22 protein-coding genes are annotated in these 22,846 nt (G+C 39.1%); 12 read left to right on the forward strand and 10 right to left on the reverse strand.

Features of this window, described 5'->3' with window-relative positions:
- Window positions 1-306: 306 nt before the first annotated feature.
- On the forward strand, window positions 307-1,317 hold the full coding sequence (locus tag ACE1CA_RS17060) for a phosphoribulokinase (protein WP_413280789.1): 1,011 nt from the start codon (window positions 307-309) through the stop codon (window positions 1,315-1,317).
- Window positions 1,318-1,499: 182 nt separating this feature from the next.
- Entirely contained in the window at window positions 1,500-2,075 is a 576-nt protein-coding gene (locus ACE1CA_RS17065) for a Uma2 family endonuclease (RefSeq protein WP_413280790.1), read from the forward strand.
- Window positions 2,076-2,134: 59 nt separating this feature from the next.
- Here ACE1CA_RS17065 and ACE1CA_RS17070 read toward each other — a convergent pair whose 3' ends face one another.
- Window positions 2,135-3,013, reverse strand: a complete 879-nt coding sequence (locus ACE1CA_RS17070) for a hypothetical protein (RefSeq protein WP_413280791.1) — start codon at window positions 3,011-3,013, stop codon at window positions 2,135-2,137.
- 235 nt (window positions 3,014-3,248) lie between these two features.
- Window positions 3,249-3,755: a hypothetical protein gene (locus ACE1CA_RS17075; protein WP_413280792.1), complete on the reverse strand. Its 507-nt coding sequence runs from the start codon at window positions 3,753-3,755 to the stop codon at window positions 3,249-3,251.
- A gap of 152 nt (window positions 3,756-3,907) precedes the next feature.
- Here ACE1CA_RS17075 and ACE1CA_RS17080 point away from each other — a divergent pair, with 152 nt between their 5' ends.
- Window positions 3,908-4,453 (forward strand): hypothetical protein, encoded by a 546-nt coding sequence (locus tag ACE1CA_RS17080; RefSeq protein ID WP_413280793.1) that lies wholly within the window; start codon window positions 3,908-3,910, stop codon window positions 4,451-4,453.
- A gap of 116 nt (window positions 4,454-4,569) precedes the next feature.
- Here the strand turns inward: ACE1CA_RS17080 and ACE1CA_RS17085 are convergent, their stop codons facing one another.
- Window positions 4,570-5,190: a cytochrome b N-terminal domain-containing protein gene (locus ACE1CA_RS17085; RefSeq protein WP_413280794.1), complete on the reverse strand. Its 621-nt coding sequence runs from the start codon at window positions 5,188-5,190 to the stop codon at window positions 4,570-4,572.
- A gap of 171 nt (window positions 5,191-5,361) precedes the next feature.
- Between ACE1CA_RS17085 and ACE1CA_RS17090 the strand changes: the two genes are divergently transcribed.
- A complete protein-coding gene (locus tag ACE1CA_RS17090) occupies window positions 5,362-6,318 on the forward strand; it encodes a hypothetical protein (protein WP_413280795.1) in 957 nt (318 codons plus the stop codon).
- A gap of 198 nt (window positions 6,319-6,516) precedes the next feature.
- On the opposite strand, the gene ACE1CA_RS17095 is transcribed toward ACE1CA_RS17090, so the two are convergent.
- Window positions 6,517-6,642: a DUF4351 domain-containing protein gene (locus ACE1CA_RS17095; protein ID WP_413276023.1), complete on the reverse strand. Its 126-nt coding sequence runs from the start codon at window positions 6,640-6,642 to the stop codon at window positions 6,517-6,519.
- A 211-nt stretch (window positions 6,643-6,853) separates the two neighbouring features.
- Window positions 6,854-8,764, reverse strand: coding sequence for a 1-deoxy-D-xylulose-5-phosphate synthase (gene dxs, locus ACE1CA_RS17100; protein ID WP_413276024.1), 1,911 nt, complete (start codon window positions 8,762-8,764; stop codon window positions 6,854-6,856).
- A 226-nt stretch (window positions 8,765-8,990) separates the two neighbouring features.
- On the opposite strand from dxs, the gene psb28 reads away from it, so the two are divergent.
- Complete coding sequence (gene psb28 / locus ACE1CA_RS17105; RefSeq protein ID WP_413276025.1) at window positions 8,991-9,362, forward strand: photosystem II reaction center protein Psb28; 372 nt, start codon at window positions 8,991-8,993, stop codon at window positions 9,360-9,362.
- A gap of 146 nt (window positions 9,363-9,508) precedes the next feature.
- Entirely contained in the window at window positions 9,509-10,429 is a 921-nt protein-coding gene (gene thyD / locus ACE1CA_RS17110) for a thylakoid membrane protein ThyD (protein WP_413276026.1), read from the forward strand.
- A 90-nt stretch (window positions 10,430-10,519) separates the two neighbouring features.
- Here thyD and ACE1CA_RS17115 read toward each other — a convergent pair whose 3' ends face one another.
- The 3 genes from ACE1CA_RS17115 to ACE1CA_RS17125 form a co-directional block, all read right to left on the reverse strand.
- On the reverse strand, window positions 10,520-10,768 hold the full coding sequence (locus ACE1CA_RS17115) for a hypothetical protein (protein WP_413276027.1): 249 nt from the start codon (window positions 10,766-10,768) through the stop codon (window positions 10,520-10,522).
- A gap of 10 nt (window positions 10,769-10,778) precedes the next feature.
- Window positions 10,779-11,201, reverse strand: a complete 423-nt coding sequence (locus ACE1CA_RS17120; RefSeq protein ID WP_413276028.1) for a tetratricopeptide repeat protein — start codon at window positions 11,199-11,201, stop codon at window positions 10,779-10,781.
- A 112-nt stretch (window positions 11,202-11,313) separates the two neighbouring features.
- Complete coding sequence (locus ACE1CA_RS17125; RefSeq protein WP_413276029.1) at window positions 11,314-11,670, reverse strand: HesB/IscA family protein; 357 nt, start codon at window positions 11,668-11,670, stop codon at window positions 11,314-11,316.
- A gap of 428 nt (window positions 11,671-12,098) precedes the next feature.
- Between ACE1CA_RS17125 and ACE1CA_RS17130 the strand changes: the two genes are divergently transcribed.
- The 6 genes from ACE1CA_RS17130 (at window position 12,099) to ACE1CA_RS17155 (ending at window position 19,593) form a co-directional block, all read left to right on the forward strand.
- Window positions 12,099-13,757, forward strand: coding sequence for a DUF6930 domain-containing protein (locus ACE1CA_RS17130; RefSeq protein ID WP_413276030.1), 1,659 nt, complete (start codon window positions 12,099-12,101; stop codon window positions 13,755-13,757).
- 334 nt (window positions 13,758-14,091) lie between these two features.
- Entirely contained in the window at window positions 14,092-15,108 is a 1,017-nt protein-coding gene (locus tag ACE1CA_RS17135) for a hypothetical protein (protein WP_413276031.1), read from the forward strand.
- Window positions 15,109-15,222: 114 nt separating this feature from the next.
- Window positions 15,223-16,659: a 9,9'-di-cis-zeta-carotene desaturase gene (gene zds / locus ACE1CA_RS17140; RefSeq protein WP_413276032.1), complete on the forward strand. Its 1,437-nt coding sequence runs from the start codon at window positions 15,223-15,225 to the stop codon at window positions 16,657-16,659.
- Between the two features lie 194 nt (window positions 16,660-16,853).
- Window positions 16,854-17,300 carry an SRPBCC family protein gene (locus ACE1CA_RS17145; protein WP_413276033.1) on the forward strand — a complete coding sequence of 149 codons (447 nt, stop codon included), beginning with the start codon at window positions 16,854-16,856 and terminating at the stop codon, window positions 17,298-17,300.
- A gap of 115 nt (window positions 17,301-17,415) precedes the next feature.
- Window positions 17,416-18,765 (forward strand): DNA methyltransferase, encoded by a 1,350-nt coding sequence (locus ACE1CA_RS17150; RefSeq protein ID WP_413276034.1) that lies wholly within the window; start codon window positions 17,416-17,418, stop codon window positions 18,763-18,765.
- A gap of 6 nt (window positions 18,766-18,771) precedes the next feature.
- On the forward strand, window positions 18,772-19,593 hold the full coding sequence (locus ACE1CA_RS17155; RefSeq protein ID WP_413276035.1) for a hypothetical protein: 822 nt from the start codon (window positions 18,772-18,774) through the stop codon (window positions 19,591-19,593).
- A 39-nt stretch (window positions 19,594-19,632) separates the two neighbouring features.
- Here the strand turns inward: ACE1CA_RS17155 and ACE1CA_RS17160 are convergent, their stop codons facing one another.
- Window positions 19,633-22,152 carry a PAS domain-containing hybrid sensor histidine kinase/response regulator gene (locus tag ACE1CA_RS17160; RefSeq protein ID WP_413276036.1) on the reverse strand — a complete coding sequence of 840 codons (2,520 nt, stop codon included), beginning with the start codon at window positions 22,150-22,152 and terminating at the stop codon, window positions 19,633-19,635.
- A gap of 441 nt (window positions 22,153-22,593) precedes the next feature.
- Window positions 22,594-22,830, reverse strand: coding sequence for a 2Fe-2S iron-sulfur cluster-binding protein (locus ACE1CA_RS17165; RefSeq protein ID WP_413276037.1), 237 nt, complete (start codon window positions 22,828-22,830; stop codon window positions 22,594-22,596).
- Window positions 22,831-22,846: the final 16 nt, after the last annotated feature.

The following is a 22,846-nucleotide window of genomic DNA, read 5'->3' on the forward strand; positions in this document are numbered from 1 at the left end:
CATTTTTTTTATAAAAGATGCACAACAAACCTTAGCATTAATACTGAGCTAAATGATTCCACTTTGTTTATGCCTTGTAGAGGTAATCCCACTCTGGTAATATATTCCAGTAATAGTAGTATTAAATACTTACTTGAAGGCTTGAGTTTTCCCTTGGGGGCAGATGCCAGACTGCTCCTGTTGGATTGGTAAGAGCTGCTTTTTTTAAGTAGCTTTTTCGGTCAATCGGGATGACTCATCAGCTGTGAATTTAGCTCGAAGTTTTGACCCAGTTAGTAAAGAATCTTAAATCGAAAGAGGGAAGCTATGACCAAAAAGCCGGATCGCGTGGTGCTAATTGGTGTCGCCGGGGACTCCGGGTGTGGGAAGTCAACATTTTTGCGCCGGATCACTGATTTGTTTGGCAAAGAGTTTGTCACTGTGATCTGTCTGGATGATTATCATTCTTTGGATAGAAAGCAGCGCAAGGAGACGGGGATTACTGCACTAGATCCGAGAGCCAATAATTTCGCTCTGATGTACGAGCAGATCGAGGCGCTCAAGAATGGCGAAACAATCAATAAGCCGATTTACAATCACGAAACCGGCAAGATTGATCCACCAGAGTTAGTTGAGCCAAATCATGTTGTGGTGATTGAGGGGCTGCATCCTCTGTATGATGAACGGGTGCGATCGCTCATCGACTTCAGTGTATACCTCGACATTAGCGAAGAAGTCAAGATTAACTGGAAAATTCAGCGCGATATGTCGGAACGGGGTCACACTTATGAGGATGTGTTAGCTGCGATTAATTCTCGTCGCCCTGATTTTAGTGCTTATATCGAGCCGCAAAGAGAGTTTGCTGATGTGGTAATTCAAGTATTGCCTACTCAGTTGCTTAAGGACGATAAGGAAAATAAAATTCTCCGGGTGCGTTTGATTCAGAAAGTTGGTGTAGAAGGTTTTGAACCTGCTTACCTATTTGATGAAGGTTCCACTATTGATTGGATTCCCTGTGGCAATAAGCTGACTTGTTCCTACCCCGGAATTAGAATGCACTATGGGCCAGATGCTTATTATGGTCATGCGGCAGAAATTCTGGAAGTTGATGGACAATTCGAGAATTTGGAACAGGTAATCTACATCGAAAACCATTTGAGCAAAACTTCTACCAAGTATCACGGTGAGTTAACTCATCTGTTGTTACAACACAAGGAATATCCTGGTTCTAACAATGGAACTGGTTTATTCCAAGTATTGACAGGTTTGAAGATGCGTGCTACTTATGAACGGTTAACTGCTCAAGAAGCAAAAATTGCTGCGACTGCTAATCGCTAGGATGTAGAACTAGTTACAGGTTTTGGGGGCAGAAGTGTCCCCCTTTTTTTTCTGGGGACTGGGGGGCTGGGGACAAGGGGACAAGGGCGAGTTTTGAGTTTTGAGTTTTAAGTTATTAATTCAAAACTTAAAACTTTTTTGCTCACAAACATCAAACTTTGGAAGTAGTTTTAGTCAAATTTATGGTACTAATACCCCTAAAATTAAACCTAAATTCAGTTCATTTAACAGATGAACAATTCTATCAACTTTGCCAAAATAACCGCGAGTTTAACTTTGAACGCAATGCAAAAGGAGAACTAATTATTATGCCTCCAGTTGGCGGAGAAAGTGGTAATCGTGAATCAGAATTGAATGGTGATTTGCTGATTTGGAATCGGCAAACTCGACTCGGTTACACTTTCAGTTCTTCTACTGTTTTTAAGTTACCAAATGGTGGCGACAGATCTCCTGATGCTGCTTGGATTAGGCGCGAACGTTGGGAAGCTTTAACACCAGAACAAAGACGGAAATTTCCCCCCATTGCACCAGATTTTGTAATTGAATTAAGGTCAGAAACAGATAATTTGTCAATTTTACAAGAGAAGATGCGGGAATATTTGGATGCGAGAGTAAGATTGGGTTGGTTGATTAATCCTCAACAGCAACAGGTAGAAATCTATCGCTTAGGAAAAGAGGTAGAAGTGCGAAATTTGCCAACTGAATTGTTAGGAGAAGATGTATTACTGGGATTTAGTTTGAGGTTAGATGTTTATTGAAAGAAACCGGGCGATTGAAATCGCGGCTACACGCACAAAGTCCGCCTACGCGGACTAAATTACTTAACTTTCAAATTGAAATCTGTTGTTTCTAACATTTTAGCTAATTCTTGTAAAAGAGTATCTTGTTCTTGTTTAATTTCATTCAATCTTTGCAAAATTGTATTGAATCTTTGTTTGGGATTTTCGCTGTCTAGTTTTGGTGATGAAAATCGATTGTTGATGGCATTTGCTGTTGATTGATTACCTTTGGGTAGAAGCGATCGCACCAACAACATCGGAGACAACAAAACCGACATCCAACCTTTGACAATTAAACCACCTACAGCTTGAAAAAATCCCCAAATTAATACAATAGATAGAGGGAAAAGTGCGATCGCAAACAGCGGATGACTGAAAAACCAACCTAGAACTACATGGTGATTCATCCAATCAGTAACATAACTATTAATCCCTTTTTCTATCCCTTCAGTTAAGGTATGACTTAAACCTTCGGTTTTTTGGATTGTCTCTTCTAAAGATGCTTTTGCTTGTTCTGTTACTTGCTGAATACTATCAACAGCTTGCACAGAAGTTTGGGAAATTGTTTCTTTGGCTTTTTGGGCGGTTTGGGCGATCGATCCCACTGCATTTTTACTAGTTTCATTTATGCTAGTAACAGCGTGACTCGTAGCTTGACTTAATGAATTTTTGGCTTTTTCTGTTGCTTGTGTGACTGTACTAACAGCTTGACTCGTCTCTTGACTGAAATTATTTAAAAGTTTGCTTGTTCCTTGTATAATCACTTCTTTCGCTTGCTCAGTAGTTTGCGAGAGAGAATCTTTCGTTTGTTCGCTAAATGCTGTTATACTATCAATTGTACTTCCCGTCTTTTGACCGAAAAAATCTTTGCTCTTTTGCCAGTCTTGGGAAAGTCTTTCCAAAAGTAAAATTTCCATATTTCATCAACTGAAATAGTTTAATTTATCATATCATTTAAGGAAACTTCAGTTAATTCAACCAGAAAAATTAGTATATCTATAACTTTGGCAACATAAGTTTTACTAGGCTTAACAAAAGGCTGGAATTCTCAATTGACTCTGGTTTATAGCTCGTTCTAATAAACTTAGCATATCACTGGGAACATTTGGTTGAATCTCAGCAATGCGGAGCCGAATGTTAAAGAGTTGTGAATTAAACCTGCCTTAAATCTTGGGTAACTTCTACAGTAATTTTTTCTCCTCCTAATAACGATGAGACTTCTTGTAAAAGCTCATTTTGTTCTTTTTGAATTTCTTCTAATCTACTAGAAATTTCCGTTAATCTTTGCTGTTTATCTATTTGTACTGGTTGAGAACTTGCAGGAGGTAAAGCCGGAAGTTCAGTATTTTTTTTGCCTGTCAATTGTTTAATGGCTAAATTGCCGACTTGCTGTATAGATTTAGCACTAACTCTCCAAGAAAATCGTAATAATTTCATTGGTGCTTGCACTAATTCTCTAGCGAGTATTGTCACCAGATAACTGAAACCTTTAAATAAATTCCAGAGCAACACCAATATAGTCAATAATATAATTAAACCCCAAATTGGGTGATTAGTTCCCCAGAAAAGCAAATCGAGTAAGCGAAGAACATTGGGGTTACTATTCAACCACTCAATTACATCATTAGAAGCGATCGCTATAACTGGCAATTTTAACATGGCAGCACTTAATATCTTCCCTTACCCATTAAAAACCGAAATGTACCCATAGTTTGACCTAATGGTTGAGAAAATTCACAAAATACGGATCGAAAACTCCTTCCAGTGTATCCTCTAAAAAAGGTGATTTACCACTTGGAGCTCGCTGGAACATGAAACTCAAAACCCTCTCTATTATTACTCTTGCTACTCCTCTCTGGTTTTTAAACCCTTTACGAGCAGAAAGTATAGTACAACTCCAACAACCAGTTCTACTAACACAAGAAGCATCTTGGAATGAGTTTTCCTCTGAGCAAGGAAGGTTTGCTGTCTCAATGCCAGGAACTCCCAAGGAAGAGACGGAAACTAATCAAGATGGTTCTACAGAACACTCTTTCTCCTTAACTTCTGATAACTCTGCTTTCCTAATTCACTATTCTGATATTCCTGATATTGAAAAGTTGAGTAAGGCAGAAATTACTAAATTATTAGATAATGCACCAAGCGATTTTGTTAAGGGTGCTAACGCTAAGTTAGTTACCGCAAAAACTGTTTCTTTAGATGGTCATCCTGGTAAAGAATTTGAGTTTATTTTGAGTGAAGGTATTAATGGTAAAGGTCGAGTTTTTTTAGTGAAAAAACGGCTTTATATAGTTGTAGGTATGGCAATTCAACCTGGTAATCTCCAAAAATTTCTCGATTCTTTTCGACTCATCTAAGGAAATACATTCTTGTGGCGATCGATAAACCTGATTAGTTCAAAAAAAATCCCAGTTCCTAATCCCTAGTCCCCAAAACTAGGGTTTTACACCAAAAGTACGAGAGAACCCCACAGCTAATAAACTGTATTTGTGATTTCGTTCGATTCTTTTTTTTCTTCTTGCTCTTGCCGCAATAATCCGATTAAATGAACGATCGCTAAAACGATCGCACCCATCGACAAAACATAACTATGCAAAGTGTAAAGACGCATCACTGTCATCGTGTTTACTGCGCCTCCACCTGTGAGAAATTCCCGCAACCAAGAACCAACTACCGGAATTGCTTCGATGGTTCCCAATTCAATGTTAAAACGCCAATATCCTAACTGCGTCCAGTCTAGTAACATTGCCGTCCAACTGAGCGCGATCGCTGTTAAAGTTAATAAAATTCCGCTAATCCAAGCAGTTAACCAACTAGGGCGAAATTTTTCACCCAAAAACATCACTACAATCTGAATCAAAGACACACCAATTAATCCATTACCCGCAATTTCATGCAGGCGTTGAATTAACCAACCATTGGGAATTTCTGATTTGATACTTTGCAATGAATTATACGCCCCACCCGCAGTAGGTTCGTAATAAAAAGACAGCAAAATTCCCGTAATCGCTGCAATTAAACTCAATGAAATAATTGCCACAGACAAAATCGTAGCCAATCGCCGCAGTATAAAAGAGTACGATATATTTCTCATGGCGAACTCCAGCTTTGATAATCTGTTATAGAGGTTCTATCTAATTATATTAAGTTTTTTGAAGTTATTCACCATAAACTACTCTGGCGATTAGTAAAAATAGTAAATATTCTGGATTTTAGAAGAATGATTCTGTATTAATACAGTATTCTTTACAAAGCAAAATGAATTATGGCAACCGACTATATTCTATTTGTACATGGTGTTAACACCCGTGAAAAGCAGGAACAGTATACTTATGCTGACCAGCTGTTTCGCTTAATTCAACAAGGAGTAGGCTCATCCATAAACCTAAAAAAAATTGCCCTATACTGGGGTGATATCAACCAAACAGCGCAAGATGAACTTGTCAGAAGTTTTAAACAATCAAGTGTTTGGAATCAATTGTGGTTTAAAGATTTTCGTACAAATCAACTTCTGCAATTTGCTGGGGATGCAGCGCTTTACCTCAGTCGTACAGTAGGTTCTCAAGTAGTGCAGCGTTTAAAAGAACAAGCTTTGCAAGAAATTCAAGGTTACAATCCTCAAGAAGACCGTTTGCACCTGATTACTCATAGTTGGGGAACGGTAATTTTATTTGACATTCTGTTTGCTGAACGTTGGACATTTGATAATGTTCCAGGTCATCAAGATGTGATGGCTATTCGTAATTTTCTGTTTGGATTACAACCTAGTCCTACTTCAGGAATTCGGCTGGCAAGTATTAATACAATGGGTTCACCGATCGCACTTTTTAATTTAATTAATGTCGAAGGCAGTAGTCACAATTTTAAACCTATCCTTGAAGAATTGCTAAAGAATTTATACAATATTCGAGGAAGACAGTTACCTTGGACTAACTTTATTCATCCAGGCGATCCGGTTGCTTGGCCTTTAGAAACAATATTATTCGATTCAATAGAAGAACAAAAAAAGTATTTGGATTTGCTTGATTTTCTGAATAAGAATGAGGGTTTAACTGATATAATATTTCAGCAGTTAAGTCAACAAACTTTAGCTTTAATACATGGTGGTAAGGCTCATGGTAGTTATTGGCAAAGCAAACAAGTAGCCGATAAAATTACTCAGGTGATAAAAGCTGAAGTAGCTAAGAGTAAAAATCCAGTTGCTAATCGAACTGCGAGTTAATTGGAATTAGCATTTAGGGCAATACGTTTCAGTTAAGAGGTTTTTACTGATTATTGTAGTGCGAGCATCTTGCTCGCTACGGATATATACAAACGAGCAAGATGCTCGCACTCCCCTTAACTAGGACTTACGCAAACCCCCTATATGTAGGGTGCGTTAATGCCAGTGTAACGCACCATCCCACAATATAGCGCTAACCTATTGTTCCTGTTGGGTCAACCATACCTCTAAATCAGACAGATTAGAGAAATCCAACAACGCTTCCCCCAGCAATTCTAATTGAGTGATAGATAAGGTATTAATTTGTAATAAGCTGTTACGCATTTAAATCACTTATTAAGATTGCAGGGGAGCAGGGGGGCAGGGGGGCAGGGGGGCAGGGGAGAGAATTAGACGAATTTTCTTCTGTTTCCAAACAATCCAATTTAAATGCGGAACAGCTTATGACTGACTCAGGGAGTTGTCCCACTCTACTTAAATATATGCAAAAATCCCCGGCGATAAAGCGGCGGGGATTATCAAAAAAGTTTTTTAGCTAACTAACAGTAGCCGATGCTTTTTGACTGAAAAAAGCCAAACGCACTCTTTCGGCAATTTGCGGTGGAGTTAAACCCAACTCAGCCATAGATTCATTTGGTGTAGCATGATCTACCAAAATATCAGGCACACCAACCCGAATCACAGGCACCAAAACGTTATGATCTAGCATTGCTTCTGCCACAGCTGAACCAAAACCGCCCATAACGCAACCTTCTTCCAAAGTCACCACTCGACCAATTTGTTTCGCCAAGGGCAAAATTAATTCTCTGTCCAAAGGTTTGACAAAGCGGGCATTTACCACAGTTGCTTCAATGCCATGTTCGCTGAGGATTTCGGCTGCTTGCATTGCTGGGTAAACCATTGAACCGTAGCCCAACAACAACACATCATCGCCTTGGCGCAACACTTCAGCTTTACCAATGGGCAAAGATTCCCAACCTTCTTCCATTAAAGGTACGCCGTAGCCGTTACCACGAGGATAACGCATGGCGATCGGCCCATCAGTATAATCAATTCCCGTCACGATCATCTGCTGTAATTCTGCCTCATCTTTCGGAGCCATCAGCACGATATTCGGCAAACAACGCAGATAAGCAATATCATACATTCCTTGGTGAGTCGGGCCATCAGCACCCACAATTCCCGCCCTATCCATACAGAAGAACACGGGCAATTTTTGAATGCAGACATCATGAACTACTTGATCGTAGCCCCGTTGCAAGAAAGTAGAATAAATCGCCGCGACAGGGCGCATTCCCTCACAAGCTAAACCAGCTGCCATAGTAACCGCGTGTTGTTCGGCAATACCCACATCAATATATTGTTTGGGTAATTTAGCTTGCAGTTTATCTAACCCAGTTCCCGTTGCCATTGCTGCCGTAATCCCGACAATTTTCGGGTTGTTTTCGGCTAACTTGACTAAAGTATGGGCAAAAACTTTCGAGTAAGCAGGGGGTTTGGGTTTACTGGAAGGAATGGGTTTACCAGTTGCCAAGTTAAAGGGATTTTGAGCATGATAGCCAACTTGGTCTTTTTCAGCCATCTCGTAACCCTTACCTTTCACAGTTGCCACATGAACCAGCACGGGGCCAGAATGTTTGTGTGCTTGCTTGAATGTGGAAATCAACTCTTCCAGGTCGTGACCATCCACTGGTCCCATATAGGTTAAGCCCAACTCTTCGCAAACTGCACCGACTTTCGGCACAGCTAGACGCTTCATTCCTTCTTTGATGCGATCGATCTCTGGAGACAAAGACTCACCAACAAAAGGCAAATGCTTAAATTGCTCTTCTAAGTTATCTGTAAAAAACTGTACCGGATCGCTCAGACGCATCTTGTTCAAATAACGAGAAATTGCCCCCACATTGGGAGAAATCGACATCTCGTTATCATTAAGCACGATTAACAGATTGGTTTTTGGCAAATGTCCAGCATGGTTGATTGCTTCTAATGCCATGCCTCCTGTTAACGCACCATCGCCAATTATTGCCACCACTTTAAAGTTTTCGCCTTTGAGATCTCGCGCCAAGGCCATCCCCAAGGCAGCTGAAATACTTGTGGAAGCGTGACCTGCGCCGAAATGATCGAACTTGCTTTCGCACCGTTTGAGGTATCCGGCAACACCATCTTTTTGGCGCAAGGTGTGGAAGTTGTTATATCTTCCTGTAACCATCTTGTGCGGGTAAGCTTGGTGTCCCACATCCCAAATGACTTTATCCCGATCTAAGTCTAGGGTTTGGTAAAGTCCCAGAGTCAGTTCCACTACACCCAAACCAGGCCCCAAGTGTCCTCCACTGGTCGCTACGGTTTGCAAATGCTTTTCCCGAATTTGTTGAGCAATTTGCTTGAGTTGGTGTATTGACAGACCGTGCAACTGATTTGGATGAGTGATTTCACTCAAGTGCATACTGGCCTACTCTCTCGACTATTGGATTTTATTTACATTCTTCACTTTAGAGGATTTGGGGAACTGGAGAGAGTTTTAAGTTTTGAGTTTTGAGTTTTGAGTTAAAGAGAAAGTTTTAAGTTAATCAACTTCCCCTTGTCCGAAGAGTTCCCTTGTCTCCCAGTCCCCAGTCCCCGATCCCCAGTCCCCATGTATACTAATTGTTAAGTTTCTTTATTTTTATTTCATGACAGTACAAGTTCCGACCATTGAGTTTTTTGAAGGTATTTCTGAAGAGTTGGCTGATGTGAGTTTACGTCGCGATCGTGCTACGGGTGTTAAGTCTGTACTGATGACTTTTAGGCAGTTGAAGGCTGTGGAAAGATTTAATAGCTTTACAAATAGGTTTTCTAATTCGTTGCGTTTGGTCGATTCGGAAGGAGAAATTACGGTTACGCCTAGCGATGTAAAGTTTATTTTTGGCGGGCCGGAAGGTGATGATTTAAAGCGGGTAGAATGCAAGTTTGAGATCGATCGCGATGACCACTGGGAAAGATTTATCCGGTTTATGAATCGTTATGCTGAGGCTAATGGCATGGCTTATGGAGAGAATAAATAAGCTGATTGCGGAAGTCTAAATCTTGGTTTTAGGGACTGGGTACTGGGGACTAGGGACTGGGATTTTTTAGAAATACAGTCAAATTAAACAGGTTTACTTATCACTTTATGTATGAGAAAGCCAAGATTTAAATATCGGAGGTGAAAATGAAAATAGCGATTACTGGTGGTACGGGATTTGTGGGCAGTTATTTGGTGAAAAGGTTGCAAGAGTCGGGCGATCGCATTCTCATCTTAACTCGCAGTGTCGATCGTGCTAATCGAGTTTTTCCGAAAACTGCTTTCCCAAATTTGGAAATTGTCACCTACAATCCCTTAGAATCTGGAGATTGGCAAAAGGTAATTTCTGGTTGCGATGGTGTGGTAAATTTGGCTGGTGCTTCCATTGGTGAAGGTCGGTGGACGACGGAACGAAAACAGGAAATTATTAATAGCCGAAAAATTGGCACCCAAAAGTTAGTTGAGGCTATTGCGAAAGCAGAACAAAAACCTTCAGTATTAGTAAATGCTTCGGCTATTGGTTATTATGGCACTAGCGAAACTGCTACTTATGAGGAAAATAGTCCTCCTGGTGATGACTTTTTAGCGCAAGTTTGTATTGCTTGGGAAGCAGAGGCGCAAAGGGTAAAAGATTTGGGGTTGAGATTGGTTATTTTGCGCTTTGGGGTAGTTTTGGGTATGGGTGGTGCGATCGCCAAAATGCTACCAGTATTCAAATTATTTGCCGGAGGTACAATTGGAACTGGAAAACAGTGGTTTTCTTGGGTAGAAGTCGATGATTTAGTTAACTTAATTGTCGCCGCTTTAAAACGCCAAGAAATGGAAGGAGTTTATAATGCTACTGCTCCTAATCCTGTAAGAATGACTCAGTTTTGTAACACTTTAGGAGATGTTTTACATCGACCTTCTTGGTTGCCCGTCCCCGCTTTTGCTTTAGAATTGCTCATGGGTGATGCGGCAATGGTAGTCTTGGAAGGTCAAAAAGTTTCACCAAAACGCACTTTGGAGTCCGGTTTTACTTATAAATACCCCGATTTAAAGCCAGCTTTGGAGTCTTTTTTGAGATGAGGGACTAGGGACTGGGGACTGGGGAAAAGGGGAAGTTTAGTAACTGAAAACTCTCCCTAACTCAAAAATCAAAAATCAAAACTCAACACTTTAACTGGCTTTGGAGTCTAATTTTTTGGAGATCCAGCTAGTAATGCCGCTAATTATTGCTCCAGCCATTAAAATACCAATGGCTGGGGTGAATACAGGTTCCCAGAGTTTTTGCCAGAGTTTCCAACCTAGATGAACGCCTGTTGTTTCGCCAACTACTGCGATCGCTAACCAAAAAAAACTCAGCAAAACTAGGAATAAATTGCACATCAAAGCCAAATTCAGCCAATTAAGCAATTTCTCTTTCATGATTAATCAATTAATTACCCAACAACCATTTTTGAATGCGAATTAAACTTTTCCAATCTGGTTTTCTAGTTAAACCATCTTGGATATTATCTATAATTTCTTGGCGAATTTCTGTATCTAACACCATTATTTGTTGTACAATTTCGATATGTTGACGTACTCCAGTTTGCCCAGATTCTAACATTGCTGAAGCTAAATTTACTCTAGCTTGGGGGTCTTGGGGGTTTAATTTTACTGCGGTTTTAGCAGCTTTTAAAGCGTTGTTTGGTTGATTTTCTAGTAAGTATAACCAAGCTAAACAAGTCCAAGAAGCGCTACTTTTAGGAGTGCGATCGCAAAGATCCTTAAACACTGGAATTAATGCTTTTGGTTCCTCTCCAGCTTTGTAACGTTCTATAGCCGATTCAAATAAAGATTCTACAGATTGAGTCATGCCGATTTGGGATTTTGAATTGATCTAGAGAATAAATTTGGGTCTGAGGGAGAATTTTAGATTTCAGACCAAAATAGAGAGCTAAAATCTAAAATTGCTCCGTTGCCTATTATTAAACAGCAAAAGATTTTCCACAACCACAGGTTTGACTGGCATTGGGGTTAGTAAATTGGAAACCGCCACCGATCATAGAATCGCTGAAGTCAAGCATCAGACCGTAGATGTAAAGTAAACTTTTGCGATCGCACACCAACTGGAAGCCATCATAATCGAAAACGTCATCCTCTTCCCGAATAGTGCTAGGCTCAATAAAGTCCATTGTGTAGGACATTCCAGAGCAACCGCCTTGGCGCACACCTACCCTTAGACAGAGGTCTTTACCTTGTTTATCCCTTAGAAGTTTTAGTTGCGCGAGGGCGCTATCGGTTACTTGTAGACCTTTTTGTTGAGATTGAGTTGCTGTAGACATGGGTTTGTGCTACTCCTTAAAAATGCCAGATCGCATCGACTGTATTTGCCTATCATTACATTTTATCCGGCTTAGTAGAATTGGTGAATGAATCTTGGATTTTAGGATAAATTTTCTAAACATCAAAGATTTCTAGGGTAGTAATAACCTAAAGTTGCTAGTTATATCCATTGAGGTTGGTAATAATTGGTAGTGGGAGGTGTAGGAGATGTAAAATTATGCAACTGTCCGCTACCCTACCGAAACAAAAGTAAAGTCCAAACACAATCAGGGGTTTTGGGTGTAGTGTGTAGAGAAAGGGAGTTTTTCTTCTGTAACTTGAGCAGATAGATTCATCCAAAAACTCAACTGCTTCTCACGTTAAGTCCCTGAGCATAAATTCTCAGACAATTTCTCAGACAATATAGTTTCTTCTTTTGCCTTGTTCTATGACAACTTTTAATCGCTCTACCTATCGTCGGTTAAATAATTTAAATCAAATTCCCAGCGTTTGGGAGGGCGATCGCCGACATTTTTCTGCTAATGTCGAGTCTGACTATGACGGGCAAAAAGAATGTATTGTCTGGGTGGATGGTAGTCAGGGAGTTGTCCGGGCGATGGATGTGGTAAGCTCGGAAGTAGGCCCGGAAGCGATTGTACGGACTTTGTTACGGGCGATGGAGTATCCGCAAGGGCCTGTGAAACCGGGTAGACCACAAAAAATTGTAGTACGCGATCGGGAAATTCAATTTTACTTAAGAGGCATATTGCAAGATTTAGGCATTGCTATTGAATATGTCCCTAATTTACCGTTAATTGATGAACTATTTCGGGAATTTGAAGAAGATCAAAACTCGCAACCGCCAATTTTGCCTCCTCAGTACGCCGCACAATTAATGGAAGTAGCTGAAGAAATTTGGCACAATGCTCCTTGGGAAATTTTAGAAGAACATCAGATAATTGCGATCGAGATTAATAAATGGGACATTCAAACTTTATATATCTCGATCTTAGGAATGTTAGGCAAAGAATACGGTATTTTGCTATACCGTTCTTTGGATTCTTTGAAACAATTTCGCGCTTCCGTATTACAACAGCAAGATAGTTCGATCGAACAACTAGAAGAAGCTTTTCTCAAACAAGATTGTTTATTTATCACCTTTGAAAGAACCGAAGATTTATTTGAAGAATACGACGAAGAAGACCTTGACCTAGCAGATTTATCATTGTCAGAAGTCGAACCCAATTTTGGTAATATTCATCCTTTAGAAGGTTTAAGAGCTTCTTTATTTGAAGAAGAAGCATTAACAGTTTTTGTCGCCCTCACAGCTTTAAATCGGTTTTTGCGCCAACATCGTCGTCAACTCTCTGTAGATGACATAGATGATATCCCGAAAATTAATAGTAACTACCGCATTACTCTGCCCCAAGTATCGGAAACAAATCAAGTAATATCTGTTAAAGTAGCAACTTTACCAGAGGTAACAGAAGAATTGTGGGAAATGGCTAATTCCCAAGATTTAGATGACCTCGAAGATGAAGATGATGTTTTCTCGCCTGCATTACGTGATGATTTAATTCCGCCAGATTCTTTTGTCAGTATTGGCATGGTTACATGGGAAATGATGGATGATTTGCGTTCTCATTTACATAGCAATCAAATAAATGAAACTCTGTCCAAAACAGGGGATGGTTTCCCAGTAATTTTAATCCAAACTTCTCGCCCCAAAGCATTAACTTTAATTCAAGAAATTGAAGCCGCAGGTGGTTTACAAACTATGTTCTTTAATCCTGGGGAAGACCCTTTTGAGGACGATGTTTATGACTTAGGTATTTTGCAAACTAAAGATGGGGAAATGTACCTGTTTGGTGAGTTTAATCAAAACGATCCTATACATAAAGAAGCTTTGAAAAAATGGGATTCTCGCATCAAGAAAACTAAAGGCACTTGTGGTTTATTGATTGCTAGAGGATTAAAAGGTGCTTCTAGAGGAAATCCGAAATTACCAGATATGATGGCTTTGTTTTCTGCTAAATACATATCCCACGAAGAAGCAGGTTTAGGAACTTTAGAAAAGATAACAATAACTCAATTCCAGTTAGAATAATTTCCGTTACCGTTTGGTTAAAGGAGAAAGGTGTGATTATTCCTTTCTCTTTTAAATTTTAATATTTTGATTTTTTAGCATTTAATTATTCCTGTTTAAATAGTATAACCTCTAAATTTTTAATCGTATTGAGCTTGGGGCGATCGAATAAAAACTGTATTTAAAGCTACTAAAAAAAACTATTTCGATAGTTAATTTAATCTTAAATATTGTTAGGTGTTTTGTCTAACATAAGTTAATATATATAGGTGTTTTCTCTAATGTAAAGTTTAGTAACAGAAAGTAGAATAATCTAGAGTCAATTACTTTTAGTTATGGAAGTTATAAGAATCCAATGAAACCGCAACTAGAATATCAAAGTGTCAATCTATCTAAAGATAGAGAAATTGAATCTCTAGCTAAACAATGGGCTAAAAAATATGTTCGGAAATTAGAAGAGCATACAGACAGTTTAGATGAAAATAGAGAACTATCTACTAAAAATCAGCGTTTATCAATAGCGGAAAAACTACGCTACTCGCTGCGAAATATTAGCTTACAAGCTTGGAATAAAACTGAATACTTGATTGGTCAAGAGATAGAAAGACATCAAATTAATCCTAAACTAATAGATCCTTGGCAAATTTCCGAAGAGGTTTTTAATATATTTGAAAAAACTTTGGAAATATATGCTCAAACGTTGTCACCGCAGTATTTATCAAGAATTATCAGTCCCTATTTAGGAGCAATTCGTAAGAAACACACGGCGATCGATCCGAGAGTAATTGGTTTTGTGAGTATGCAGTTCCATTACACCGGATTAATGCTAACAGAAGACCTTTCAATGCGAAATAAAAATGAGTTATTAACTTATTTAAAAGTGATTGACGATCATTTGTATATGCCGTTGCAACGTGCATACGATGCCGCAGCTAATCAAGATTATAACTCGCAAAGTTTGATGGTCGTGCAACAACTATTACCAGCAAGTACAGAAATTGCTAGAAATATTTGTGAAAGAGTTATAGAGTTATATCCAAACTATTCAACTTACTCAGGTAGTTTGAAAAATCCTGTGGTAAAAACTGCCACTATCCGCGATGTAGAAATGTTTCAAGTATACTTGTGGGTGTGCGTTCTCGAAAATAGTGTTGCGGCAATTCAACAAGAGTTATTTCCTTTATGTGTCATGATTTATCCCACTTTAAAAGTCCGCTGGGAATTAGTCAGACAAATGATTAATTTGTTAGGTAAGGAAATAAGTAGTCGTTTAGGAAGAGAACAACAGCAGTTATTTATACCATATTTTCAAGCTTTGCGAGAGATGTTTTCCCCGGAAGTATTCCCGGAAAGTTTAACAGAAAGAGTCTGAAAAAAGAGAATAACAGTGTAGTGATTTAATCAGTTACCTAATCTTGCCTGCCAGTGTGGGAAAAAAGACAGTGTGATATTAAAATATGTGAAGAAACTGAGCAGGGAAGACTGAATGCGAGTTGCAATTGTTGGTGCGGGATTAGCGGGAATGGCGACAGCGATCGATCTAGTCGATGCTGGATGCGAAGTGGAAATTTTTGAATCTCGTCCCTTTGTCGGGGGTAAAGTTGGTAGCTGGGTAGACGCGGAAGGCAACCATATCGAGATGGGTTTGCACGTCTTCTTCGGTTGCTACTATAATCTATTCGAGTTAATGCGGAAAGTGGGAGCAGCGGAAAATTTACTTCTGAAAGAACATACCCACACTTTTGTTAACAGAGGTGGCGTGACAGGTGCGTTAGATTTTCGGTTTATTACTGGTGCGCCTTTTAATGGTTTAAAGGCATTTTTTACGACTTCGCAACTTTCTTTACAGGATAAAGTGCAAAATGCGATCGCGCTAGGTACAAGTCCCCTAGTTCGTGGTTTAATCGACTTCGAGGGAGCGATGAAAACGATCCGTGATCTTGATAGAATTAGCTTTGCGGATTGGTTTAGAAGTCACGGGGGATCGAATGGTAGTTTAAAAAGAATGTGGAATCCGATCGCTTATGCGTTAGGATTCATCGATACAGAAAATATTTCCGCCCGTTGTATGCTGACAATCTTCCAGTTTTTCGCTGCAAAAACGGAAGCTTCCGTATTAAGAATGTTGTCAGGTTCACCTAATGAATACCTACACAAACCAATCGTTAACTATATAGAAGAACGAGGCGGAAAAATTTATACTCGTCGTCGTACCAGAGAAATTTTGTTTGCAGAAGAAGCGGGAAAAACCAAAGTTACAGGGTTAGTAGTTGCGAACGGAGAAAGCGAAGAAACTATTACTGCTGATGCTTATGTTTGTGCTTGCGATGTTCCCGGAATTCAAAGACTTTTACCGCAAGAATGGCGCAAATGGCAAGAGTTCGACAATATTTATAAGTTAGAAGCTGTACCTGTGGCGACAGTGCAAATGCGCTTTGATGGATGGGTGACAGAATTAGAGAATAACCCAGCTAGTCAAAAGTTCGAGCACGCTTCTGGGATTGATAATTTACTTTATACCGCAGATGCAGATTTTTCCTGTTTTGCTGATTTAGCATTAACTAGTCCAGAGGATTATTATCGAGAAGGACAAGGTTCTTTAATGCAATTAGTGTTGACTCCGGGCGATCCTTTTATTAAAGAGAGTAATGAAGCGATCGCAAATCACGTCCTTAAACAAGTACATGACCTTTTCCCCTCTTCCCGCAAATTAAACATGACCTGGTATAGTGTAGTGAAACTCGCCCAATCTCTCTATCGAGAAGCACCAGGAATGGATCTTTATCGTCCAAATCAAAAAACCCCAATTCCCAACTTTTTCCTAGCAGGTAGTTACACCCAACAAGATTACATTGATAGTATGGAAGGTGCAACGATTTCGGGAAGACAGGCGGCGAAAGTAATTTTAGATCAGAAACAATAGATGATAATTCAAGTTGCTAGTTATGAATTTAAGTGTTTTTGATCCCCCTAAATCCCCCTTAATAAGGGGGACTTTGAATTCGGTTCTCTCCTTAACAAAAATGAATTGGAATCCAGTTCCCCCCTTCTTAAGGGGGGTTAGGGGGGATCGAACACCAATTACCAACTACCCATTACCAATTAGCAATTATTAAAATGACAGACTGGTTAGAACATAGTGTACAAGTAGAAGTAGCAGTGCCGATCGAATTCGCCTGGAATTTGTGGTCAGATTTGGAACAAATGCCCCGGTGGATGAAATGGATTGAATCGGTTCATGTTTTAGAAGAAAATCCCGATTTATCACGGTGGAAATTGGCAACAGGAAACCTGAATTTTACTTGGTTATCACGGATTTTAAAAATAATTCCCCATCAAATTATTCAATGGGAATCTGTTGATGGTTTACCGAATAGAGGTGCGGTGAGATTTTACGATCGACATGGTAGCAGCATTGTTAAATTAACAGTAGCTTACGGCATTCCCGGTTGGTTGGGTAAATTAATGGATAATTTGTTTTTAGGTAGAGTTGTCGAGTCAACAATTCAAGCAGATATGGAAAGATTTAAGGAATATGCACTAGCAGCTTATGGTAAATCTTAAGTGAGGTGCTGGGGGTAGGAGTATTGCCTTAATCTAGATCCGCTCTTTGTTTAATGCTAGAGTTAGAAGAGAAAGAATAGATTATGATATGGCTCTACTTTTGTGAATAAAAAATATGAAACAACTTTCATTATTTCCTGAAGAGGGAGAGGAACTTGAAAATGAGTCTATTGATATATGTGATTGGGGAACATTTAAAGATAGCTTAAAAGCTCCTATTCATAGTTGGTTTACTTATCCAGCTGGATTTTCTTATAAAGCTGTTGAATCCAGTATTACACAATATGAAATTAAGCCATTAGAATTTATATATGATCCTTTCATGGGATCGGGTACAACTAATGTTGTAGCTAAGAAATTAGGCATTAGTTCTTATGGCTGTGATGCTCATCCTTTTGTTTTTAAAATAGCACAAACTAAATTAAATTGGGATATTAAGCTCTCAGATGTTTCGACAGCAATTAAAAAACTTTTTGCTCTAATTGATGAAACTCAAAATCAATTGAATGGGAAAGTTGTTTTAGAAGATATCTTTCCAGAATTAGTTTTAAAATGTTATGAATCAGAAAATTTATTTAAGTTATTGTTAATTCGAGATAGCTTGTTTGGTTCCGATATAAGCCAGGAAATGAAACAATTTTTGATGGTATCTTTAACTTATTTGCTGAGAGAAGTTTCTACTGCTGCGACAGGCTGGCCTTATATTGCTCCTAATAAAACCAAAATAAAATCTTCAACCAAAGATGTATTTTCAGAATTTCAGATTGTTACGTTCAAAATGGTAAAAGATATAGAACTAGTGATTAGAGAAGCTGAAGAAAGCTATTTTTTAGCTAAACATAATTTGTTTAATATAGATTCGAGAAACACCAAAGAATATATTGAGGATAATAGCGTAGATCACATATTTACATCTCCTCCATATTTAAATAATTATGATTATGCAGATAGAACTCGTTTAGAAATGTATTTTTTTGGTTATGCAAAAAATTGGGCAGATATTACTCAAAAAGTGAGAAAAAAACTAATGACTTCGGCTACCACACAAACATTGAGGGGTGATACTCGATATATTCTTTCCCAAAAACTACAATGCTATGCACCTAAAATCTATAATATCCTTGATTCAGCCATAGAAGACTTAGGAAAAATTAGGTTAACTAAAGGAGGGAAAAAAAATTATGATTTGGTTGTAGCTGGCTATTTTAATGATATATTTGAAGTCTTGCAAGATTGCTATCGAGTTTTAAAACTGGGGAAGAAAGCTATTTTTGTATTAGGAGATTCTGCACCTTATGGAGTTTATTTACCAACAGATGAATTGATCGGAGAATTAGGAATTGCGGTAGGCTTTTCCAGCTACAAAATTGATGTTTTAAGGACAAGAGGTGAGAAGTGGAAAAAAAATCCTCAACGACATACTGAAAAATTAAGAGAATCGATTGTTACTTTAACTAAAGAGTGAAAAGTGATGAATGATCCAGAGGAGGTACAAAACCCCGGTAGTGCTTTAGGTGAAGCAATTGGCTCTGAGCTAGAAAAAGCCCTAAATAATTTCCTCAAAGAGATTGTAGAACAGGAAGGATATCACTTCATTAGTAAAGGAGTAGGAACAACAAAGCAAGGAAAGCAAAGAAAAATATTAGTTATGTACGATCGATTTGGTACAGAGTATAAAATTGATGCTGTTATTGCTAATCAAGCAATGCAGCCTATTATTTTATTTGAATCAAAATATCTTCGCTATACTAAGCATAATCGTGATAAAGGCAGTTGGATTTGTAATGCTCATTCCGCCTTAAGAAGAAGATATTCTAGTATCAGAAGTTCAATTGCTGTATTAGCAGGAAACTGGACAAGAACTTCTTTGGCTATGATGAGCAGTTATGATATTAATGTCTTTATGATTAGTTTTTCATTAATTTGCGAACTACTAAATAAACACCATATTGAATTTAATTGGCGAGAAAAAGATAGAAATGTAGCTTCTCAAGCTTGGTTTAAATATCAACAATTGAGTTTAGAGGAGAAAACTATAATCGGGGAAGAAATGATTGCTCCGATAAGAAATAATTTGTCAGAAAGCGTTTTGCATATTTTGGATAATTCTATAACTAGAGAAGTTGATAAAATTTCTATGGAGATCCATTCCAATCTAGGAGAAGTAAAAAGATATGAATTTCCCAATATTAATGAGGCTATTTCATTTTTAAATATGGATGATTTAACTGACGCATTTCTGACTACTGATTCCATAACTTTATTCGAGCCACCTCCTAATTTGAGTAGTTAACAAGAGCTTCGATCCTAGCCATCCTTAGTATTTGTAACCTTAAGTACTTTTTTTTGTGATGAGTGAGGCGATCGCACTCACCAAAACTTCAGGTTCAACGGGTTTTGAGATATGCTGTTGAAATCCTGCGGTTAAAGCTTGTTGTCGATCGACTTCTCTAGCATAAGCAGTCAGAGCAATTGCGGAAATTTGTCCCCCGCGTTCTGGTGGCAATTCTCTGATCTGGCGCATGAGCATATAACCATCTATGTCTGGCATTCCAATATCGCAGACTAAAATATCTGGTAAAGATTGCTCGATTTGCAAGAGAGCTTCCACTGCTGTTTGAGCAGTTCTTACAGATGCTCCCGCTTGCTCTAAAATGAACGATACAATGTCTTTGATATCTGGCTCGTCATCCACAACCAAAATTTTTAATTGAGACAGACAAGTAATTTGGGGATTTTGTGGATTATCCTGTAAAGTTGCAGAGGGAACGGGCATTAATGGTAAATTAATCGTAAAAGTAGCTCCTAACCCTTGACCTGGACTTTCGGCTTGAACGGTTCCCCCATGTAATTCAACTAGATGATGGACGATCGCCAACCCCAATCCTAAACCCCCAAATCGGCGCGTTGTGGTACCATCTTCTTGCCGGAAATACTCAAATACGTAAGGTAAAAACTGTGGATCGATGCCTTTACCTGTATCTCTGACTTGAATTTGAGCGTAATTATCGATTTGTTTTAACTCAATTTCTACCTTTCCTCCAGAAGGCGTAAATTTTACAGCATTGGAAAGCAAGTTCCAAAGTACCTGTTGCAAACGGGCAGAATCACCTATCACTTGTCCGACACTAGGAGCGAAAATGGTGTAAATCTGAATCCCCTTTGCTTGAGCGGCGAGTCTGACAGTTTCGATCGCAGCTTCCACAATGTTAACTAGCTGAACTGGATTGGGATACAACCCCAACTTACCTTGCAAAATACGGGAAACATCGAGCAAATCGTCAATTAGTTGAGTTTGTAACTTGGCATTGCGTTCAATAGTTGCTAAAGCTGCCATAGTCTTTTGCTCGTCGAAACTACGTGATTGCAGAAGTTTTGCCCAACCGAGAATGGGATTGAGAGGCGATCGCAATTCATGAGACAATACTGCTAAAAACTCATCTTTAATTCGGTTTGCGGCTTCTGCTTGTTCCCTAGCTACTTTTTCTCGCGCCAATAGTTGTTCCCGTTCCGCTTCTGCTTGTTTGCGATCGGTAATATCGGTATGAGTTCCCAACATCCGCAGCGGTTTATCTTCACTATCCCAAGAGACAATCCTACCAACCGAAAGAATCCATTTCCAATCGTTTAATTTAGTTTGCTGTCTGAATTCTACTCGGTATGTATCGCACTTACCTGCAATGTAATCTTGGTAGACTTGATAAACCAAAGCTACATCATCGGGATGTAGACGATCGCGCCAAAAAGCATTTGTTTCCTGAAACTCTTCCGGTTCATAGCCTAACATCAGAGCATATTCTGGAGAAACGATCGCATCACCCGTTTGCACATTCAAGTCATAAAGCCCTTGATTTGCTGCCATCAAAGCCAAGCGGAGACGTTCTTCACTAGTACGCAAAGCTTCTTCGGCACGTTTGCGATCGCTAATGTTAATGAAACTCGCTACCGCCCCCACAATTTGTCCGTTGTTGAGTAAGGGTGCAGCGCTCACTAAAATATCATAGTAGCTGCCATCGTTTCTAACCATGCGTGACTCGATCGCATAACTTTCCTCTCCCTTGAGGGCTTTGGAAATGGCATAATCTTCTAAAAGAATCAAATTTCCATCTGTATCATAAGCCGTTCCCCAGTTCAGCAGATCGAAATCAAGAATAGTACCGTTTGGGTCTTGTTGTGCCAGTCGTCTAGCTTGGGGATTAGCAAAAGTTAATTTTCCTTCAGCGTCGCAGACAATTATCGCATCAGCAGTATATTTCAGAATTGTTTCCAACAAAAACCTTTGTTCTTGTAGGGCTGCTTCTGCACAGTGACGTTCCTCAATCTCCTGTTGTAGTTGCTGATTGAGTTCTAGCAGTTCGATCGTCCGTAACTGAACTCTTGCTTCCAAATCGTTTTGAAAATGCCTTAATTCAGCTTCAATTCGCTGACTTTCCTTGATTTGTGCCTGTAATGCCTGATTCGCTTGCTCCATTTGAGCAGGACTGGGCAATGCTAACGCTTTTGGCACCAGAGGCACAAGCTCTAAAGCTGTATACATTGAGACTATAGCAGTTCCCGCCTTAATCGCCCCAGATAACCAGTAGGTAGGATACCAAAGCGTCCAAATTTCGGCAATATGGGTTGTACCACAGGAAATAATGAAAGCGGCAAATAACAAAAATATCCAGTGAAAAGGTAAATCTTGTCGCTTGCGAACGAAATAAAATAACGTCAAGGGAATGGAATAGTAAGCAAACGCAATAATGGCATCGGAAATCAAATGCAACCAAACTAAACTCGGTTTCCAAAGATAACAGTGACCATGAGGAATGAACGATCCAGACCCGAATAAGTTGATGATAACGTCGTGCATAAAATAAAAGAGCAGTCTAAGAGGAAAATAATCTTTGAGAACCCGACAAAGTTAATAAGCTATATCAACATATTTAAAAGATATATGTGCTTTTTCTTACCATTGAAACTTATTTTTTCTGAATTAAAAATCTCTCTTAAGACAGAGTGTTTTAGGACTAAAGCTACGTATCACACTTAAATTTTGTACCACGAGGCAGAGCCTCTGTTTCTCGTTCCCAGGTTCAACCTGGGAACGAGATATGGGAGGTTCTACCTCCATTGCTGCCAGATTTGAAATTTTGTACCACGAGGCGGAGCCTGGAGTTTCTCGTTCACAGGTTGAACCTGGGAAAGAGGTGTGGGAGGTTCTACCTCTATTCCATTCGGTAAAAGCGGCTCTTTAATTATAGCTATGCACTATTTTATTTTTACTCGATTAAACTCAGAGCAAAATTAGATATTACCAAGCGGGATCGACAAATAAGTTAATTATTAATTCTTCCTTTCCTGGGGGAACTGCGGTGATGCAAGCACGAATACAATTACCATCTTCTAATTCGACTTCGCAGGCGTGACAGGAACCCATTAAACAACCTGTGGGAATCATTACTCCAGCACGGTTTGCTACTTTTAGTAAGGGTTCTCCTACTTCAGCTTCTACGGTGATATTATCGGGGAGGAAACGAATTTTGGTCATTGGTTATTTGTTGGTG

This window comes from Floridaenema evergladense BLCC-F167, assembly GCF_041929205.2.
In the GTDB taxonomy this organism is placed as follows: Bacteria; Cyanobacteriota; Cyanobacteriia; order Cyanobacteriales; family Aerosakkonemataceae; genus Floridanema; species Floridanema evergladense.

Coding starts and splice junctions, on each gene's coding strand:
- ACE1CA_RS17060 (WP_413280789.1), top strand. CDS start 307: ATGACCAAAAAGCCGGATCGCGTGGTGCTAATTGGTGTCGCCGGGGAC.
- ACE1CA_RS17065 (WP_413280790.1), top strand. CDS start 1,500: ATGGTACTAATACCCCTAAAATTAAACCTAAATTCAGTTCATTTAACA.
- ACE1CA_RS17070 (WP_413280791.1), bottom strand. CDS start 3,013: ATGGAAATTTTACTTTTGGAAAGACTTTCCCAAGACTGGCAAAAGAGC.
- ACE1CA_RS17075 (WP_413280792.1), bottom strand. CDS start 3,755: ATGTTAAAATTGCCAGTTATAGCGATCGCTTCTAATGATGTAATTGAG.
- ACE1CA_RS17080 (WP_413280793.1), top strand. CDS start 3,908: ATGAAACTCAAAACCCTCTCTATTATTACTCTTGCTACTCCTCTCTGG.
- ACE1CA_RS17085 (WP_413280794.1), bottom strand. CDS start 5,190: ATGAGAAATATATCGTACTCTTTTATACTGCGGCGATTGGCTACGATT.
- ACE1CA_RS17090 (WP_413280795.1), top strand. CDS start 5,362: ATGGCAACCGACTATATTCTATTTGTACATGGTGTTAACACCCGTGAA.
- ACE1CA_RS17095 (WP_413276023.1), bottom strand. CDS start 6,642: ATGCGTAACAGCTTATTACAAATTAATACCTTATCTATCACTCAATTA.
- dxs (WP_413276024.1), bottom strand. CDS start 8,764: ATGCACTTGAGTGAAATCACTCATCCAAATCAGTTGCACGGTCTGTCA.
- psb28 (WP_413276025.1), top strand. CDS start 8,991: ATGACAGTACAAGTTCCGACCATTGAGTTTTTTGAAGGTATTTCTGAA.
- thyD (WP_413276026.1), top strand. CDS start 9,509: ATGAAAATAGCGATTACTGGTGGTACGGGATTTGTGGGCAGTTATTTG.
- ACE1CA_RS17115 (WP_413276027.1), bottom strand. CDS start 10,768: ATGAAAGAGAAATTGCTTAATTGGCTGAATTTGGCTTTGATGTGCAAT.
- ACE1CA_RS17120 (WP_413276028.1), bottom strand. CDS start 11,201: ATGACTCAATCTGTAGAATCTTTATTTGAATCGGCTATAGAACGTTAC.
- ACE1CA_RS17125 (WP_413276029.1), bottom strand. CDS start 11,670: ATGTCTACAGCAACTCAATCTCAACAAAAAGGTCTACAAGTAACCGAT.
- ACE1CA_RS17130 (WP_413276030.1), top strand. CDS start 12,099: ATGACAACTTTTAATCGCTCTACCTATCGTCGGTTAAATAATTTAAAT.
- ACE1CA_RS17135 (WP_413276031.1), top strand. CDS start 14,092: ATGAAACCGCAACTAGAATATCAAAGTGTCAATCTATCTAAAGATAGA.
- zds (WP_413276032.1), top strand. CDS start 15,223: ATGCGAGTTGCAATTGTTGGTGCGGGATTAGCGGGAATGGCGACAGCG.
- ACE1CA_RS17145 (WP_413276033.1), top strand. CDS start 16,854: ATGACAGACTGGTTAGAACATAGTGTACAAGTAGAAGTAGCAGTGCCG.
- ACE1CA_RS17150 (WP_413276034.1), top strand. CDS start 17,416: ATGAAACAACTTTCATTATTTCCTGAAGAGGGAGAGGAACTTGAAAAT.
- ACE1CA_RS17155 (WP_413276035.1), top strand. CDS start 18,772: ATGAATGATCCAGAGGAGGTACAAAACCCCGGTAGTGCTTTAGGTGAA.
- ACE1CA_RS17160 (WP_413276036.1), bottom strand. CDS start 22,152: ATGCACGACGTTATCATCAACTTATTCGGGTCTGGATCGTTCATTCCT.
- ACE1CA_RS17165 (WP_413276037.1), bottom strand. CDS start 22,830: ATGACCAAAATTCGTTTCCTCCCCGATAATATCACCGTAGAAGCTGAA.